Raw genomic sequence first — 17,096 nt, forward strand, 5'->3', positions numbered from 1 at the left:
CGACCGATCCGAGAAGTGGGACGAGTGTCCCACTTCTCCGCCATTCTGCTGTGCCCGGGGCGTCGACACCAGGGGCGGCGCGCCGGAGATGTTTGACACTGTCGGGCGCCCCTGCGTGAATAGATCGCAGGTGCCCTCCTTCTTCCGCAGCGTTCTCCGGGGTCCGCTCCGTGGTGGGCGGACCACCGCGGCATGCCGCAACGGTCTCGCCGCGGCGCTCGCCGTCGCCCTGATCGGCGCGGCGGCTCTGCTGAGCGCCCCCGCGGCGGCGCTGGCGGCCGAGCAGGGCGAGGCGCCACCGACCCTCGCCCCGGCCGTTCCGGATGCGGCGCCCGACGAGCAGCTCGAGGTGCCCGACTCGCCGTCAACCGGTGCGCCGCCCGCCGCTCCCACCGTGACCGTCGATGCGCCGCCCGTTCCGCTGACGCTGCCGACCACACTCTCGGGCACCCGGAGCGCCGACAGCGAGGTGCAGGTGCAGATCGACGACGGCTCGGGCCAGCCGCTCTGCATCGCCCCCGCCAGCTCGGACACCACGTGGACCTGCGCGATCAGTACTCTTCCGGACGGACCGGTCCGCCTCCGGATCGTGGCGTTGCTCGACGGAACCACCGCGGTGGAGCGGGTCGACGTCGCGTGGCTCGGCGCCCCGACCATCACGTCCTCGACCCGGGCGACCACGGCGGGCCAGGTCGGTGGATCGGCGTATCCGGGCGCCACCGTGACCGCGCGCGTCACCGGCCTCGACTCCTCGTGCACGATCACCGCCGATCCGACGGCATCGTGGACCTGCATCCTCGCCGAGCCTCTGCCCACCGGCAGCTACAGCGCCACGGCGACGCAGAGTGCCGACTTCTATCCCGGTGGGTCCCAGGTCAGCGCTGCGACGACGGTGCTCATCGACAAGGACGCACCCGCCGCTCCGACGGTCACCGCACCGGGCCGCGGAGCGACGCTCCCGCTGTCCGGGGGCACCGTGTCCGGCCGCGGCGAGGACGGCAACACCGTCATCGTCTTCGCCGGGGTGCACCCCGTCTGCCAGGCCACGGTCTCCGGTGGGACCTGGTCGTGCGTGAGCTCCCCCATCCCGGCGGGCACCTACGAGCTCACGGCGCTCCAGCTCGACCCTGCCGGCAACGCGAGCGAGAAGGCCCGCGTCGCCGGGGTCGTCTTCGACGCGTCCACTCCCAGCCCCACCCCGTCCGCGGCGGGCAGCCCGTCGTCCGCTGCGCCGGTCGCGCCCGGAACCCCGGGCGCGGCGCCGCCGACGAACGGCGCCCCGGGCGGGCAGGCCGCACCGGTCGCGCCGGGCGGACCGTCATCACCGCCCAGTCCGTTCGTTCGCGATCTCCGCGCTCCCACCGCCATCGGATCGGCGCTGCGCCCCCTCGGCGCCGTGCTCGCGAGCGACGTCGCCGCCGCGTTCGCCCTCTCGAGCGGCACGATGCTGCTCGTCGTGCTGCCGGGGCTCCTCGGCGCGCGCACCCTCTCCGGCCGATTCCGTCGCCCTCCGTCGATCACCGGACGCAACCGTCCCCGATACGAGCCGCGCCGCGAGAGCTCCGCGCCCGGACGTCTCGCCCAGGGCGTCGGAGCACTCGGCGTCGCCGCCATGCTCGTCGTCCTCTCGAATCCCGTCCTCGCGCAGTCGAACTACCTTCGGCTCTCGGCGGCGGTGGTGCTCGCCCTCCTCCTGGTGAACCTCGTCGGCACCACCGCGACGGTCTGGATCGGCCGACGCCTCTTCCGACTCGACGCGACCGTGCAGGTCCGACCCGGTCTGCTCGCGGTCTCCGGCGTCGCCGCCCTCCTCAGCCGGATCTTCACCCTCGCCCCGCCGATCGCCTTCGGTCAGGTGCTGGCTCCTCGGTTCGGCGAGTCCGCCTCGGCGCGGAGCCGCAGCACCTTGGCGCTCGGCCAGACCGCGGTGCTCATCGTGCTCGCCATCGGCGGGTGGCTCCTTTACGGCGCCGTCGACTCCCCCGCAACCGCTCTCGAACACTTCGTCACCGAGTTCACCTCGACGGTCACCTTCGCCGCGTCGGGCGCCGCCGCGATCTCGCTCCTGCCCACGGCGAACCTCCCCGGCCGCACGCTGCTCGAGCAGTCTCGGCTGATCTGGGCCGCGACGGCGCTGGTGACGTGGACCCTGCTGTTCACGGTCGTCACGTCGGTCACCGGTGACGGCCATGCGACGACATGGCTCATCGGAGCCGCCGCCGCCGCACTCTTCGCCGCCTTCAGCCTGGGCACCTGGGCATGGGTGCGATTCGTAGAGCCCGCCCTCGGCTCTGCGGAGCGCTAGCCCGAAGCGATCAGCGGGTCCGGACGCCGCCTGGCATTGAGCGCGCACGAAGAAGCGCGGCGGTCCTGATCAGGTGCGATGCACCTCAGCAGTACCGACGCGCCGACGCCGTGCCCCCACGGAGATTCGAACTCCGACTGAAACGATTTTAAGTCGTCTGCCTCTGCCGGTTGGGCTATGGGGGCCCGACCAGAGACTACTTCTCGGCCGGGACGGGCTGCTTCTGCGCGGGAGTCGACGACCCCTTCTGCGGCAGCGGCTCGGAGGCGGGAGCCGCCTTCGGACGCGCGGCGAAGGTCTCGAACACCTCGCGCGGGTGCTCGCGGGCCTCGATCGACGCGATGTCGCGGCCGAGGATGAATCCGAGGACCCAGTTGATGATGACGCGGATCTTGCGCTCCCACGTCGGCATCGCGAGACCGTGGTAACCGCGGTGCATCAGCCATGCGACCCACCCGGTGATGCCGATCTTGCCGGACTGGAAGGCGCCGTAACCGGGGCCGAGGCCCGCGACCGCGCCGAGGCCCTTGTGGATGTAGTCCTTCGGCAGTTCGCCGCGGAGGGTCGCCACGAGGTTCTTCGCGAGGCGCTTTCCCTGGCGGACCGCGTGCTGCGCGTTCGGGACCGTGAAGCCGCCGACACCGCCGCCCGTGAGATCCGGTACAGCCGAGACGTCACCGGCACCCCAGGCGTCGGCGACGATTCCGTCGTCGCCTTCGACCCGGAGGTCGGCGCGGACGCGCAGGCGGCCGCGCTCTTCGAGCGGGAGGTCGGTGTTCTTCAGCATCGGGGTCGCCATGACACCGGCGGTCCAGACGATGACGTCGGACTCGAAGCTCTCACCGGTCGACAGCTCGATGACGCCGTCGACCGCCGACTTGAGCTGCGTGTCGAGGTGGACTTCGGCGCCGCGCTCGGCGAGGTTCTTCAGCACCCAGTGGCTGGTCTTCAGCGACACCTCGGGCATGATGCGGCCCATCGCCTCGATGAGGTGGAAGTGGGTGTCGTCGAAGGTGAGCTGCGGGTACTTCTTCACCAGGTTGCTCGCGAGCGAACGCATCTCGGCGAAGACCTCGATGCCGGCGAAGCCGCCGCCGACGACCACGAAGGTCAGCAGGCGCTCGCGCTCGGGACCGGCGGGCAGGTTCGCCGCCTTGTCGAAGTTGGTGATGATCTTGTCGCGAATCGCGGTGGCCTCTTCGATCGCTTTGAGGCCGATCGCGTTGTCGGCGACACCGGGGATCGGAAAGGTGCGGCTCACGGCGCCGGCGGTGACGACGATGATGTCGTACGCCATCTCCCACGGCTCGCCCACCTCGGGGGTGATCGTCGCGGTCTTGTTCGCGTGGTCGATCTTCGTGACCTTCGCGGTGACGACGGTGGTGGTCTTGAGGTGGCTGCGCAGCGGGACGATCGCGTGACGCGGGTCGACGTTGCCGGCGACGACCTCGGGAAGGAACGGCTGGTAGGTCATGTAGGGCAGCGGGTCGACGACGACGACCTCGGCCTCACCCTTATTGAGCTGCTTCTCGAGCTTCCATGCCGTGTAGAAACCGGCGTAACCACCGCCGACGATCAGGATCTTGGGCACTTGGGAAATTCTCCACTTCGTGGGCTATGGGCGCGATCGGCCCCGACAAGGCTACTACTTGCGCTGCGCGCGCCTCGCCGCACGCACCGTTCCCGCGACGGTCAGTGCCAGAAGGGCACCGAAAACTGCGAACACGGACACCGGCAGCAGCACGCCGGGGAGGAACCCGGTCGTCGGCAGCGCCTGCCGCAGCCAGACGGGGATGAAACCGTACGGGTCGGCGGGCCCCTTCGGCGCGGCGACCGGCGGTGCGCTCTGCTCCGCGGTCGGCTGCGGCGTCGGCGCGTCGGACCGGCGGTAGAGGCGGATCCACTCGGCGAGGTCGTACGGCACGGCCAGCGGGTTCGAGTCGACCGGGGCGACGTCGGCGGTGACCGCGGCGGCCGCGTCGACGAGGCCGTACCCGTAGATCGGGCCGGGGACCGGATCGCCCTTGGGCTTCGCCGTGCGGATGAGGCGCTCGATCACCGAGTCGGCATCGAGGTCCGGATGGGCGGATCGGATCAGGGCGACGACGCCCGCGACGATGGGGGCGGCACCGCTGGTGCCCGACCACAGCACGGGATCACCGCTCGGCGTCACCCCGACGAGCTCCTCGCTCGGGGCGGCGACGGCCAGCGTGATGCCCTGGCTCGAGGCGTCGAAGCTGGCGTCACCCGCGCGGTCGACCCCGGCGACGGCGACGACACCCGGGATCGTGGCGGGCGCCCCGACCTCGACCGTTCCTGCCCCCCGGTTGCCGGCGGCCGCGATGACAACGACGTCGTTCTCGAAGGCGTAGAGGAAGGCGTCGTCCCAGCTCTCGGGCCAGGTGAGCGTGTTGGTCGTCAGCGACATGTTGATGACGGTCGCTCCGTTGTCGACCGCCCAGCGGACCGCGTTCGCGATCTGGTCGTCGGTCGACGCGGCCGCCGCATCACCGAACGCCACCGAGATCGACAGCAGTTCGGCCTCCGGCGCGACGCCGATGACACCCGCGTCGCCGCCGTCGCCGCGCGCGGCGAGGATCGTGCCGACGAGGGTGCCGTGGCTCGACTCCTCGCCGACCGGTTCGCGCCCGTCCGGCGAGCCGATGCCCGACACATCCGTGCCGCCGACGACCGCACCGGCCAGCTCGGAGACGTCGGCCACACCGGTGTCGATGACGGCGATGCGCTGACCGGCCCCGCGCGTGGTCTGCCACGCCTCGCGGATGCCGTAGTCGTCGAGCCAGTACTCGAGGTCGCGCACGTAGTCGGCATGCGCCGGCTGCGCGGCGCCGAACGTCGCCGCGACGACGAGAACGGCCGCGACCGACGAGATGAATCGTCGGCCGCGACCGTTCCGCGTCGCTTCGTTCATTGTTCGATTGTCGCGGACGAAGGAGGGCGGCGCCCCGATCCCCATCGGAGCGCCGCCCTGTCAGGAGGCTCAGTCAGCGGTGCGAGCTGCTGCGCGCCTCCATATGCCGGCGCCGATCAGTAGCGCGATGAGGGCGATCGCGCTGATGGGTCCCCCCTGAACCCCTGTCGACGCCAACCCCGACGGTCCGAACGAGGCACCCGTAGTCCCGTCCTCACCCGCCGGAGTGGTCACCGGAGGAACAGCCGCGAGCGTGTACTCGAAGGCGTCCTCGGCCGTGGTGGTCCCGTCGGGAGTGGTGACGACGACATCCACCGTTCCGACCTGACCGTAAGGAGTGATGACCGTGATCGAGTCGACCAGGGCCATGGGCACGACCTCGCCGGGGACGAACACGGGGTCCGTCGAGTCGACGATCGTGGCCGGAACCCCGCCGAAGGTCACTTCGGAGGCGTCACGCAGGCCCTCACCGGTGATGACGACGGTCGTTCCACCGGTCATCGGGCCGCTGTTCGGCGTGATCGATCCGATGACCGGCGCCACGGGGGCGAGGTACACGAAGGGATCCGCCGCGGTCAGCGACTCCGGACCGAAGGCGACCATCACGACGGCCTCGCCGAGGTCGCCGACGGGCGTCATCACGACGACCGAGGTGCCATCGGCAGCCACATCGAGGATCTCGCCGGCCACGCCGTCGAAGAACACCTCGGTGGTGTCGTGCAGGTACTCACCGGTGATGGTGACGGCGGTTCCACCGTTGATCGAGCCCGAGGTGGGCTCCATCCCGGTGATCGCGCGGTCCTCGAAGGCGATGTACTCGTAGGGCGCCGGAGCGGTCACCGTGGTGCCGCCCTCGAAGCCGACCACCACGGGCACGCTGCCGGTACCGGCAGGGGTCGTGACCACGATGGACGAGCCGTCGTCCGCGATGTCCTCGATCACGGCGGGCACGCCGCCGAACTCGACCGTGGTGGCCGTGCCGAAGCCCGAGCCGCCGATCGTCACCGTGGTGCCGCCGATCTCCGAGCCGGCGGCGGGAGTCATCCCGGCGATGGCCATGTCGACGAACACGTACGGTGCGGCCGCCTCGAAACGCTCACCCGACGCGTTGAGCAGCGCCAGGCTGACGGCTCCCGCCGGGTGGGCGGGCGAGGTCACGACGATCTCGGTCGCCTCCTCGTTCATCGCGACGATCGTTCCGAGCGCTCCACCGAAGTCGACGGCGGTGATGTCGTCGAATCCGTCACCGGTGATGACGACGGTGGAACCGCCCGCGGCCGGCCCGACGCCGGGCGTGAACCCGTCGATGACGCGATCGGCAGCGGTCAGGTACTCGAAGTCGACCGGAGAGGTGAGCACGGTGCCACCGGCGAGGATGACCTCGACGTCGGCGATGCCGAGACCCGCCGGGGTGACGACGGTGACGGAGGATCCGTCCTCGGCGACATCCACGAGGGTGCCCGCGACGCCGTCGAACTCGACGGACTCCGCGGTGGCGAGGCCTTCGCCGTCGATGACGACCGTGGTGCCACCGAGCGACGAGCCCGCGACCGGTGCCAGGTCGAACACCTCGGTGTCGACGTAGACGAACTGGTCATCCGCCGTGAGGGTCTCCCCACCGCTGAAGGTCACCGTCACGTCGACCGCTCCCGCAGCCGCGGCGGGTGCCTCGACCTGGATGCTCGAGCCGTCGTCCGCGACCGCGACGATGACGCCGGGGACGTCACCGAAAACCACGTCGGTCGGGTCGTTCAGGCCCTCACCGTCGATGGTGACGATGGTGCCGCCGAGCGTCGAGCCCTGAGCCGGAGCCAGGCCGTCGATGCCGCGGTCCTCGATCGCGAGGTAGGTGAACGGGGTGGCCGAGGTCAGGCTCGGGCCGCCGTCGACCGCCACGACGACCGGGACGATGCCCGTGCCGGCGGGGGTGAAGACGGTGATCGACTCGCCATCCGGAGCGACGGTGAGGTCGGTGCCGGAGACTCCGCCGAACAGCACGGCGGTGGCCGCGTCGAGTCCTTCACCGGTGATCTGCACCAGCGTGCCGCCGAGCTCGGAGCCGGCGTTCGGCACCATGTCGGTGATCGCGGTGACCACATAGTCGAAGTACTCGTCGGCGACGATCGACTCGCCACCGCTGAAGGTCAGCGTGACGGGAACGGCCGCGGCGTCGTGAGCCGGGGTCAGGACGGTGACGGCGGTGCCGTCGGCCTCGACAGCGGTGATCGTCGCGGGGACGCCTCCGAAGTCGACGGTCGTGATGTCCTGCAGGCCTTCGCCCTCGATGGTGACCGTGGTGCCGCCGAGCGTCGAGCCGGCAGCCGGCAGGAGTTCATCGGCGTCGCGGTCGTCGAGCGCGAGGTACAGGTACGGCGCGGGGGCGACGAGCGCCGGGCCACCGGCGAGGTTCACCGAGACGGCGACCTCTCCGACACCCGCGGGAGCGGTCGCGACGACGTACGCGCCGTCGGGGCCGATCTCGGTCACCGGGACGGTGACGCCGCCGAAGTCCACGCTCTCCGCCGTCTGCAGGCCGGTGCCGTCGATGCGGACCACCGTTCCGCCGAGCTCGGAGCCCGCGGTCGGGGTGAACGCGGTGAGCGCGGTGTCGACGTACAGGTAGTCGGTCGGCGACACGATGTCACCGCCACCCGTCAGCGACAGCACGATGTCGGCAGGACCGGCGGGGTTCGCCGGGGTGGTCACCACGACCGCGCCGGGCGTCACCGAGGTGATGGTGCCGGGCACTCCCCCGAAGGTCACCGTGGCGGCGTCCTCGAGGTTCTGGCCGGTGAGCGTCACCGAGGTCCCGCCGTCGCTCGAGCCCTGCAGAGGCGCGATGCCGGCGATGGCCGACTCGACGTAGACGTAGCTGCCGACGGCGGCGCCGGCACCGTTCGCGATGTCGATCGTCGTCGGTCCGGCGACACCCGGAGGAGTGACGACCGTGATCGCCGTTCCGGTCGGGTCGATCGCGACAACCTCGGCGGGCACGCCACCGAAGGCCACGGTGGTGTCCGGGGTGAAGCCGGTGCCGGCGATGGTCACCGTCTGGCCGCCCACGGTCGGGCCGTCACCGGGGGTGACGGTCGCCGCGGCGACGGCGACGAGCGGACGCTCGCAGTCGGCCTGTGCCAGCGTGATCGTGCCGGCGTCGGTCGAGAGCAGCGGGATGCCGGCGACGGTTCCCTCGATGGCGATCGACAGCTGCAGCGCCGACGAGATCGCCGAGGTCGCGGTGGTCGCTTCGACCTGCTCGAGGACGATGTCCGCCGTCACGGTCGCGAGCGGCCCCAGGTCGAGACCGATGTCGGTCAGCACCGTGGGAGTGTCCGCGTCGACGGTGACCGCCTGGCCGAGAACGGTGAGGCCCGCGAGTTCCGCATCCGCGGTCGGAGCGGCTCCGACCGGGCAGCTCGCGAACGCGCTCGCCGCTCCGACCGAAAGCAGGTCGAGACCGAGCAGGTTCACGTCGATGTCCGCGACCTCGCTCGACGCGCTGGCGCCGGTGAGATCGGACGCCGACGCGAGATCGATGACGCCGGCGGTCGCATCGGCTCCGAGGAGCCCTGCCACGTCGACGTCGGCGAGCGTCTCGGCGTCGTTACCCGAGACGGCGCCGACATCCGCAACGGCGTCGACCTCCAACAGGCCGAGGACATCGAGACCGAGATCGATACTCAGACCGCTGGCATTGGCGTCCCCTGGTGCCGCCGCGGCGGGTGATACATAGAGCAGGGTGCTGGCTGCTACCAGACCTGCCGCTGTGGCGAAACCCGCCACACGTGTTCGTCGCAACATGGCGAACGATCCCCCAATCGTTTTCCGGCCACCTCGTCGGGCCGTGGTTGGAGGACCATAGGAAAACCAAATGTCGTCGCAAAGGTTTATCTCCCAGCGAAGCCGCGAATGAGTGCATCACTGGGTAAGAGGCTGACCACAGCCTGAGTGGCGGTCAGTAGACCGATCAGTGCACTGAACGGACGCCTCTACCCCGAACGGGGGTCACTGAAACCGGGCGACGATCAGGCTTTCGCCGTGGGCGCGTCGTCTTCGGGGGCCCAGGAAGCGGCTTCGAGTGCCAGATCTCCGATGGGATTGACGCCGGGACCGGCGGCCAGAGAGTGCGCGACGAGGGCGTGCAGGCACTTCACGCGCACCGGCATACCGCCCGCACTGATCCCGGCGAGCTCGGGCACATCGCCGACGCTCTCGCGGTCGGCGAGGTACGCCAGGTGGGCGCGCTCGTAGGCGGCGCGCAGTTCTGCATCCTCGGCCAGCCGGTCGTTGTACTCGCGCATGAGCCCGTCGGCCTCGAGCGCGGACACCGCGGCGGTGGCCGCCGGGTGCGACAGGTAGTAGAAGGTCGGGAACGGGGTGCCGTCGCTGAGGCGCGGTGCGGTGGCCACGACGGTGGGCGCTCCCCCGGCGGTGCGCGCGGCGATGCCGAGCACGTCGCGCGCGGGGCGGCCGAGCTGATCGGAGACCGCGGCGATGTCGGCGGGCTCGGGGGCGGGGTACGGCGGGGTTGTCATCAGCCCTCCTCGGGCGGCGGGGCGTCACTCAGCCCCGCGGAGAGATAGGACGAGTAGAGCGAAGCGGCCCAGTCGACCTGCGTGGTCTGCAGGTCGGCGGTCGCCGGGGCGGCTCCCTGGCCGGCGTCGAGCGGGACGTCGTCGATGATCAGGTAGGGGTATTCGCCCGGCATCACATAGAACAGGCGATCCCGCGCCTGCGCGCGGATATAGGCGGGATCGTCCCAGCGGGCGCGCTGCTCGCGGAGGTCCTCGACGTTCTGCTGCTGCTGGTCGACCGCGGCCTGCAGGTCGGCGATCTGCTGACGCTGCTCGAGCAGGGTGCGCAGTCCGGGCGCGAGCACCACGATGAAGAGGACGAGGATCACGAGGACGAGCCCCGCGAATCCCGACATGCGGATGCTGCGCAGCCACGACTGCGACTGCGACTCCTCGGGCAGCGCGACCGGGACCCGGATCTTGCGCGGTGCGCTCGGCTTCGCGGGTTTCGACGGCATGAGCGCCACCCCTCAACGACGGTAGGTGCGTCGCCGAGGCGGTGGCGCCTCAGCTACGTCTTACGCGGTGAAGCGGGGGAAGGCACTGCGGCCGGCGTAGACCGCCGCGGTGTCCAGCTCCTCTTCGATCCTCAGCAGCTCATTGTATTTCGCGACCCTCTCGCTGCGAGCGGGCGCGCCGGTCTTGATCTGACCGCAGTTGGTCGCGACCGCGAGGTGCGAGATGGTGACGTCCTCGGTCTCGCCGGAGCGGTGCGACAGGATCGCGGTGTAGCCGCTGCGCTGCGCGAGCGAGACGGCGTCGAGCGTCTCGGTCAGGGTGCCGATCTGGTTGACCTTGACGAGGATCGAGTTGGCGATGTGCTCCTCAATGCCGCGCGCGAGACGCTTCGGGTTGGTGACGAACAGGTCGTCGCCGACGATCTGCACCTTCGAGCCGAGCTCGGCGGTGAGGGCCGCGTAGCCCTCCCAGTCGTCCTCTGCCAGCGGGTCCTCGATGGTGACGAGCGGGAAGTTCGCGACGAGGTCGGCGAAGTAGGCGGTCATGTCGGCGGCGCTGCGGGCGGTGCCCTCGAACTGGTAGGCGCCGTTCTCGTAGAACTCGGTGCTCGCGACGTCGAGGCCGAGCGCGATGTCGGTGCCAGGCGTGAATCCGGCCTTCTCGATGGCTTCGAGGAGCAGGTCGAGCGCGTCACGGTTGCTGGCGAGCTCGGGAGCGAAGCCGCCCTCGTCGCCGAGGCCGGTGGCGAGACCCTTGCTCTTCAGCAGGCCCTTGAGGGTGTGGTAGGTCTCGACGCCCCAACGGAGGCCCTCGGAGAAGGTCTCGGCGCCGTGCGGGACGAGGAAGAACTCCTGGATGTCGACGCCGGTGTCGGCGTGTGCGCCACCGTTGATGACGTTCAGCAGCGGGACGGGCAGCACGTGCGCGTTCGGTCCGCCGAGGTAGCGGTAGAGCGGGAGATCGGACGAGTCGGCGGCGGCGCGGGCGACCGCGAGGCTCACACCGAGCAGGGCGTTCGCGCCGAGGCGCTGCTTGTTCTCGGTGCCGTCGAGGTCGATGAGGGCCTGGTCGACGATGCGCTGATCGGTGGCGTCGAGGCCTTCGATCGCGGGGCCGACCTCGTCGAGGACGCCGTCGACGGCCTTCTGCACACCCTTGCCGAGGTAGCGGCCCTTGTCGCCGTCGCGCAGCTCGTACGCCTCGAAGGCGCCGGTGGAGGCACCGGAGGGGACGGCGGCGCGGGAGACGGTTCCGTCGTCGAGGAGCACCTCGACCTCGACCGTGGGGTTGCCGCGCGAGTCCAGGATCTCGCGTGCTCCAACTGCCTCGATTGCGGCCACAGCCTTCTCCTTCTTGCGGTTCTCTCGGGTTCGGAAGGCACGCGTCGCGTGACCCCACAGAGCATCCTACTGACCCGCTCGCCGCGCTCTCGTGGCAGGAACGTCCTGTAGTCCGCCCGTTCACCTGGCGGTCGCCGGGCACTTCCCGCGCGGCGACGGGCGGTGCAGGATGGGCCGGGACGGCGGGCGCGACGAGGCAGGAGAGGCGGATGACGCATCCGATCATGTACGTCGAGGGCGACTTCGGTCTCGATCGGTTGCGCGAGATCTGCCTCGGCTTCCCCGAGGCCACGGAGCGGGTCTCGCACGGACGCCCCTGGTTCTTCACGAACACCGGTTTCGCCGTCTACGGCGGTGGCACGCGCGGACCCGACAAGGTCCGGTACGACAACGCGGTGCTCGTCAAGGTGGAGGACGGACACGACGAGGCCCTGCTGCAGGACTCCCGCTTCTTCCTGCCCGCCTACCTGGGCCCCGCCGGCTGGGTCGGGCTCGACCTGACAGCCGCCGAGGTCGACTGGCAGGAGGTCGCCGAACTGGTGGACGAGTCCTACCGCCTGACCGCGCCGAAGCGCTTGGTCGCGACCCTCGACCGCGACGGCGGCCCCGCCGACCGCGCCACCTGACCCTGACTCCCTGCTTTCGGCTCTCGGCTCTGCCCCTCTCGGCCGGATCACTGACCGAATCAAGGAAAAAACGGGGTCGAGTCACACATCCATGCCGATCCGAGCCCGCCGCGCCCGAAATCTCCTTGATTCGGTCAGTGACCTGGCCGCATCACGGCGGGCGTCTGACCGAATGCAGGAGAGATTGCGCTGAGGTGCCCGAAATGGCCCCGTTTCAGCCCCCGCAGCGAAGAATCTCCTGCATTTGGTCAGAGACGCACGGCGTGCGGCTCGCGAAACCGGGCCGTACTTACCAAATCAAGGAAAAAGCAAAGTCGAGTCACACGTTCATGCCGATCCGAGGCCGTGGCGCTCGAAATCACCTTGATTCGGTCAGTGACCGGGCCGAGTCACGGCCTGTCTCTGACCGAATGCAGGAGAAAATGCGGCGGGAGGGCCGATTCGGGCCCATTTCGGGCTCCGACGAGCAAAATCTCCTGCATTCGGTCAGGAACCGGGTCGTTGGGGCAGAGACGAGGGGTCAGCCGAGCTGTTTGGCCTGGCCCACGGTGCCGTCGGCGCTGACCGTGGCGAAGTGGGTCCAGCCGTCGGCGGCGAGGGTGTCGAGGAGTTTGCCCAGGTTGCGCGGGCGACGCTCGAGTCGCACCCGCCCCGCCGTCTCGAGGGCCTGAGACTTGGCCCGCACCACCAGCGCCGGGTCGAGGTCGGCGTCGTAGACGAGCACGAGCGCGTCCTCGGCGTCGGCACCGGCGTCGGGCAGCAGCTCGAGGATGCGTTCGAAACCGATCGAGAAACCGACCGCGGGGACGTCCTGGCCGAGGAAGCGGCCGATCATGCCGTCGTAGCGTCCGCCGCCCGCGACCGAACTGCCCGACCCGGGGTGGGCGACCTCGAAGATCGTGCCCGTGTAGTACCCCATGCCGCGCACCAGAGTCGGGTCGAACACCATCTCGGCGGACGGCACGGCGTCGCGCAGCGCGAGCAGGTGCCGGTAGGCGTCCCGGTCGAGCCATGCCGGTGGCATATCACCGTCGAGCAGCTCCCACCCGGCGGAGGTGATCTCGTTCAGCGAATCCGCGATGCCGGCAGTCTCGAAGCCCAACTCCCCCAGCTCGGCGACAACCCCGTCGACACCGACCTTGTCGAGCTTGTCGATCGTGATCAGGGCGCGCTCGCCGAGGTGCTGCGAGATGCCCCACGACGCGAGCAGGCCGGCGAGGATGCGACGGTCGTTGACCCGCACGCTCGCGCCCTCGATGCCGACGGCGGCGAGCGCCGCGGTCGTCGCCGTGATGAGCTCGATCTCGGCGAGCGGCGAGGCGTCGCCCAGGATGTCGATGTCGCACTGCACGAACTGGCGGTAGCGACCCTTCTGCGGTCGCTCGGCCCGCCACACCGGACCGGTCTGCAGTGAGCGGAACACGGACGGCAGTTCGGCGCGGTGGCTCGCGTAGAACCGGGCGAGCGGCACCGTCAGGTCGTATCGCAACCCGAGGTCGGCGAGCTGCAGTGCATCGCCCGCCTCGGTCGCCGCGCGCAGATCGTCACCGTCGATGCCGCGCTTCAGGATGCTGAACGAGAGCTTCTCGTTGTCGCCGCCGAGCCCAGCGTGCAGGCGGTCGAAGTCTTCGACGACCGGCGTCTCGATCTCGTCGAAGCCGTGCTGGGCGTAGACCCGCTTGATGACGGCGAGGACGCGTTCGCGGCGCGCCTTGTCGGCGGGAAGGAAGTCGCGCATGCCGCGCGGCGGATTGATGGGTGCAGCCACGAGGAAGCATTCTCCCAGACCGGGGCGTCTGCGCGCGGACCGGGGGCGTGCCGATAGCGTGGCCGCATGACCGATTCCGCCATCGAGGTCACGGGGGTCGCGCGCAGCTTCGGAGCCGTGCACGCGGTGCGCGACGCGACCTTCACCGCCGCATACGGGTCGGTGACCGCCCTGATCGGGCCCAACGGCTCGGGCAAGACGACGCTGATGCTGATGCTCGCCTCACTGCTCACGCCCGACGCGGGCAGCATCCGGATCGCCGGCCACGACCCGGTGACGGATCCTCGCGCGGTGAGGGCTGCGATGGGGTGGATGCCCGACGTGCTCGGATCGTGGGCGTCGCTTCCCGTGCGCAAGACCCTCGAGATCACGGGGCGCCTGCACGGTCTCAGCGCACCTGCTGCCGCCGCGAGGGCCGCTGAGCTCATCGACCTGACCGGCCTGCAGCCGCTCGCCTCCCAGCCGACCCGCGTGCTCTCGCGCGGCCAGAAGCAGAAGCTGAGCCTCGCCCGCTCGCTCGTGCACGACCCGAAGGTGCTGCTGCTCGACGAACCGGCGAGCGGACTCGATCCCGCCGCCCGCATCGAACTGCGTCTGCTCGTGCGTCGCCTCGCCGACGAGGGGCGCTCTCTTTTGATCTCGAGCCACGTGCTCGCCGAACTCGACGAGATGGCCGACGCCGCCGTCTACGTCGAGGCGGGCGCCACCGTCAGCGCCGAACGGGTGGGCCGGGCGAAGACCAGCCTCCGACAGTGGCGGATCCGCGCCGTCGACGCCGCCACCGTCGTGCCCGCCCTCGAAGCGCGCGGCATCGAACGCGACCGGATCGGCCGCGACCATCTCGGAACGCTGGTCGCCGTCGCCTCCGAGACGGAGGCCGCCGCGGTGCTCACCGCGCTCGTCGGCGCCGGAGTCGCGGTGTCGAGCTTCGCGCCTGTCGTCGGCGACCTCGAACACACCTTCCTCGACCTGACGCGCGGCGGGGCTGGAGCTCAACCCGTCGCCGACGACACGGAGACCCTGTCATGAGCGCGTTCCTCCGCGGCATCGGCACGGTGCTCGGTCTCGAGTTGCAGCAGCGTGTGCGCACCCGCGCCTGGTACATCCTGCTCGGCGTCTTCTTCGTGGTGGTCGGTTTCGTCACCCTGCTGCTCACGGTGGCCCTCGGCGCGTTCGGCGCCGACACGGCGGGGGCCGGGATCCTGTCGACGATCATCTACTTCGTGCTGCTGCTCGGCACGCTCGTCACCCCGGCACTGTCGGGCAACGCGATCAACGGCGACCGCGCCGAGGGGACGCTCGCGACGACCCAGGTCACCCAGATCGGCACCTGGCAGCTCGTCCTCGGCAAGTTCCTCGCGGCGTGGATCGGCGCGCTCGCCTTCCTCGCGGTGTCGCTGCCCTTCATCGCGCTCTGCACGGTGCTCGGCGGCGTCCGCGTCGACACGGCCCTCGTCTCGCTGCTCGTACTCATCTTCGAGCTCGGCGTCGTCGCCGCCGTCGGCGTCGGTCTCTCCGGTCTGCTGGCCCGCCCGCTCTTCTCGATCGTGGTCACCTACCTCGTCGTCGCGGCGCTCAGCATCGGAACTCTCATCGTCTTCACCCTCGCCGGGATCGCCACGCAGAGCACGGTCACGACCACCTCCCGCTATCCCGACTACTCGCAGGCGGACCCCATCACGGGCGAGTTCGACGAGGCGTCGTGCTCGGAGTGGGAGACGACGACCTACCCGACTCCGCGGTTCGACCCGTACTGGGGCGTGCTGGCCGCGAACCCGTACGTGCTGCTCGCCGACGCGACTCCAACGCACTTCGACGCGAACGGCAACCCGGACGATCTGTTCGGCTTCGTGAAGACCGGGATCCGGCAGGCGCAGATCCCGCCCGAGCTGGAGCAGACCTACGACGGCTGCTCGAACGAGTTCACCGACTTCGACACCCCTGAGGAGATCATCGCGAAGACGGTGCCCGGGTGGTTCGTGGGGGCGCTCATCCACCTCGTGCTCGCCGGTGGCCTGCTCACCGCCGGGTGGTCGGCGACGAGGACTCCGGCGAAGCGGCTCGCGAAGGGCAGCCGCGTCGCCTGATCGGGCGGGAGGCGGAGGTCAGCCGCCCGCGCGCCGACGCAGCAGCCCGGCCGGCATTGTGAGTCGGCGTTGGGCGAAGAGGATGCCGATGAGCACGAGCACCGCGCCGACCGGCTCGTGCCAGCTCAGCGTCTCGCCGAGCACCAGCACGCCGAGGAGCACCCCGACGACGGGCGTGAGGTAGGTCACGGTGCTCACCGCGGTGGGCCCCCAGGCCATCAGGACGTCGATGTTCCAGAGGTAGGCGACTCCGGTGCCGAGCACGCCGAGCACGAGCAGGCTGAGGACGATGCCCCAGTCGAGCTCGACGGGGCTCGTGACGACCCACGGCGTGAACACGAGCACGATGACGGCGCCCGCGAAGATCTGCATGAACGCCGTCGTCCGCGCGCTGACGCCGGTCGGTGTCACGAACTTGCGCAGGTACGAGAAGGTGACGCCGTAGCAGAGCGCGGCCAGCACGCACGCGATTTGCCCCGCGAACTCGGTGAGCGGCGCGGCGGCCTCGGTGCCCGCGAAGCGCCACGGCCCGATGATGACGATGACACCCACGACCCCGAGACCGATGCCGAGCACCTGCTCGCGGGTGAGGCGTTCCACCTTGAACGCGAGGGTCACCATGAGCGCCGTCATGATCGGCGTCGTCGCGTTGAGGATGCTCGCGATGCCGGAGGTGACGTACTGCTCGGCCCACGCGAAGAAGCCGTACGGCAGCACGCAGCCGACGAGACCGACGACGGCGAAGTGCCCCCACATCTTCGGGCTGCGCGGCAGCGGGCTGCGCGTCACCAGCATGACCGCACCGAGGGCGAGGGCCCCGAGGACGAGACGCGTCCAGAAGACCTGGACGAAGGTGGTGCCCTCGAGCGCGACCTTCATGAAGAGGAAGCTGGCACCCCAGATCAGCCCCATGCCGACGAACTTCGCGGCGGTCGCCACGCCTCGGGTCGGCGTGGGCGTGGTGGTGGTCATCCGCCCATCATGGCCTGCGCCGCCGACACGCTG

Annotated in this window: 12 protein-coding genes and 1 tRNA gene; 4 read left to right on the forward strand and 9 right to left on the reverse strand. The window is 70.3% G+C overall.

Translation table 11 applies throughout. The features are described 5' to 3' along the window. Positions 1–130: 130 nt before the first annotated feature. Complete coding sequence (locus NGH83_RS11865) at positions 131–2,305, forward strand: hypothetical protein (RefSeq protein WP_251856454.1); 2,175 nt, start codon at positions 131–133, stop codon at positions 2,303–2,305. Positions 2,306–2,416: 111 nt separating this feature from the next. On the opposite strand, the gene NGH83_RS11870 is transcribed toward NGH83_RS11865, so the two are convergent. The 7 genes from NGH83_RS11870 to eno all read right to left on the reverse strand — a co-directional run bounded on the left by NGH83_RS11870 (position 2,417) and on the right by eno (position 11,610). Continuing rightward, positions 2,417–2,490: transfer RNA gene (locus NGH83_RS11870), tRNA-Leu, on the reverse strand. Positions 2,491–2,501: 11 nt separating this feature from the next. After that, positions 2,502–3,896, reverse strand: coding sequence for an NAD(P)/FAD-dependent oxidoreductase (locus tag NGH83_RS11875; RefSeq protein ID WP_251856455.1), 1,395 nt, complete (start codon positions 3,894–3,896; stop codon positions 2,502–2,504). Between the two features lie 54 nt (positions 3,897–3,950). Then, positions 3,951–5,237, reverse strand: a complete 1,287-nt coding sequence (locus NGH83_RS11880) for a S8 family serine peptidase (RefSeq protein WP_251856456.1) — start codon at positions 5,235–5,237, stop codon at positions 3,951–3,953. Between the two features lie 69 nt (positions 5,238–5,306). Next, positions 5,307–9,020, reverse strand: a complete 3,714-nt coding sequence (locus NGH83_RS11885) for an IPT/TIG domain-containing protein (protein WP_251856457.1) — start codon at positions 9,018–9,020, stop codon at positions 5,307–5,309. A 242-nt stretch (positions 9,021–9,262) separates the two neighbouring features. Further along, on the reverse strand, positions 9,263–9,772 hold the full coding sequence (locus NGH83_RS11890) for a DUF501 domain-containing protein (RefSeq protein ID WP_251856458.1): 510 nt from the start codon (positions 9,770–9,772) through the stop codon (positions 9,263–9,265). Then, positions 9,772–10,269 carry a septum formation initiator family protein gene (locus NGH83_RS11895; protein WP_251856459.1) on the reverse strand — a complete coding sequence of 166 codons (498 nt, stop codon included), beginning with the start codon at positions 10,267–10,269 and terminating at the stop codon, positions 9,772–9,774. Before NGH83_RS11895 ends, NGH83_RS11890 begins: the two co-directional genes overlap by 1 nt. A gap of 60 nt (positions 10,270–10,329) precedes the next feature. Further along, positions 10,330–11,610 carry a phosphopyruvate hydratase gene (gene eno / locus NGH83_RS11900; protein WP_251856460.1) on the reverse strand — a complete coding sequence of 427 codons (1,281 nt, stop codon included), beginning with the start codon at positions 11,608–11,610 and terminating at the stop codon, positions 10,330–10,332. Between the two features lie 209 nt (positions 11,611–11,819). On the opposite strand from eno, the gene NGH83_RS11905 reads away from it, so the two are divergent. Then, positions 11,820–12,236 carry an MmcQ/YjbR family DNA-binding protein gene (locus NGH83_RS11905; protein WP_251856461.1) on the forward strand — a complete coding sequence of 139 codons (417 nt, stop codon included), beginning with the start codon at positions 11,820–11,822 and terminating at the stop codon, positions 12,234–12,236. Between the two features lie 520 nt (positions 12,237–12,756). On the opposite strand, the gene hisS is transcribed toward NGH83_RS11905, so the two are convergent. Continuing rightward, positions 12,757–14,004 (reverse strand): histidine--tRNA ligase, encoded by a 1,248-nt coding sequence (gene hisS / locus NGH83_RS11910; RefSeq protein WP_251856462.1) that lies wholly within the window; start codon positions 14,002–14,004, stop codon positions 12,757–12,759. A 66-nt stretch (positions 14,005–14,070) separates the two neighbouring features. Between hisS and NGH83_RS11915 the strand changes: the two genes are divergently transcribed. Continuing rightward, a complete protein-coding gene (locus tag NGH83_RS11915) occupies positions 14,071–15,033 on the forward strand; it encodes an ABC transporter ATP-binding protein (RefSeq protein ID WP_251856463.1) in 963 nt (320 codons plus the stop codon). Next, positions 15,030–16,091, forward strand: coding sequence for an ABC transporter permease (locus NGH83_RS11920; protein ID WP_251856464.1), 1,062 nt, complete (start codon positions 15,030–15,032; stop codon positions 16,089–16,091). The genes NGH83_RS11915 and NGH83_RS11920 overlap by 4 nt, the downstream gene beginning before the upstream one ends. 18 nt (positions 16,092–16,109) lie before the next feature. On the opposite strand, the gene NGH83_RS11925 is transcribed toward NGH83_RS11920, so the two are convergent. Then, positions 16,110–17,063: a DMT family transporter gene (locus NGH83_RS11925; RefSeq protein ID WP_251856465.1), complete on the reverse strand. Its 954-nt coding sequence runs from the start codon at positions 17,061–17,063 to the stop codon at positions 16,110–16,112. Positions 17,064–17,096 lie beyond the last annotated feature (33 nt).

The organism is Herbiconiux sp. L3-i23 (assembly GCF_023734115.1).
Taxonomy (GTDB): Bacteria; Actinomycetota; Actinomycetes; order Actinomycetales; family Microbacteriaceae; genus Naasia.

Bases quoted from the DNA above. Each gene is read 5' to 3' on its own strand.
- NGH83_RS11905 (WP_251856461.1), top strand. From the start codon at position 11,820: ATGACGCATCCGATCATGTACGTCGAGGGCGACTTCGGTCTCGATCGG.
- NGH83_RS11880 (WP_251856456.1), bottom strand. From the start codon at position 5,237: ATGAACGAAGCGACGCGGAACGGTCGCGGCCGACGATTCATCTCGTCG.
- NGH83_RS11890 (WP_251856458.1), bottom strand. From the start codon at position 9,772: ATGACAACCCCGCCGTACCCCGCCCCCGAGCCCGCCGACATCGCCGCG.
- NGH83_RS11920 (WP_251856464.1), top strand. From the start codon at position 15,030: ATGAGCGCGTTCCTCCGCGGCATCGGCACGGTGCTCGGTCTCGAGTTG.
- NGH83_RS11915 (WP_251856463.1), top strand. From the start codon at position 14,071: ATGACCGATTCCGCCATCGAGGTCACGGGGGTCGCGCGCAGCTTCGGA.
- NGH83_RS11925 (WP_251856465.1), bottom strand. From the start codon at position 17,063: ATGACCACCACCACGCCCACGCCGACCCGAGGCGTGGCGACCGCCGCG.
- NGH83_RS11895 (WP_251856459.1), bottom strand. From the start codon at position 10,269: ATGCCGTCGAAACCCGCGAAGCCGAGCGCACCGCGCAAGATCCGGGTC.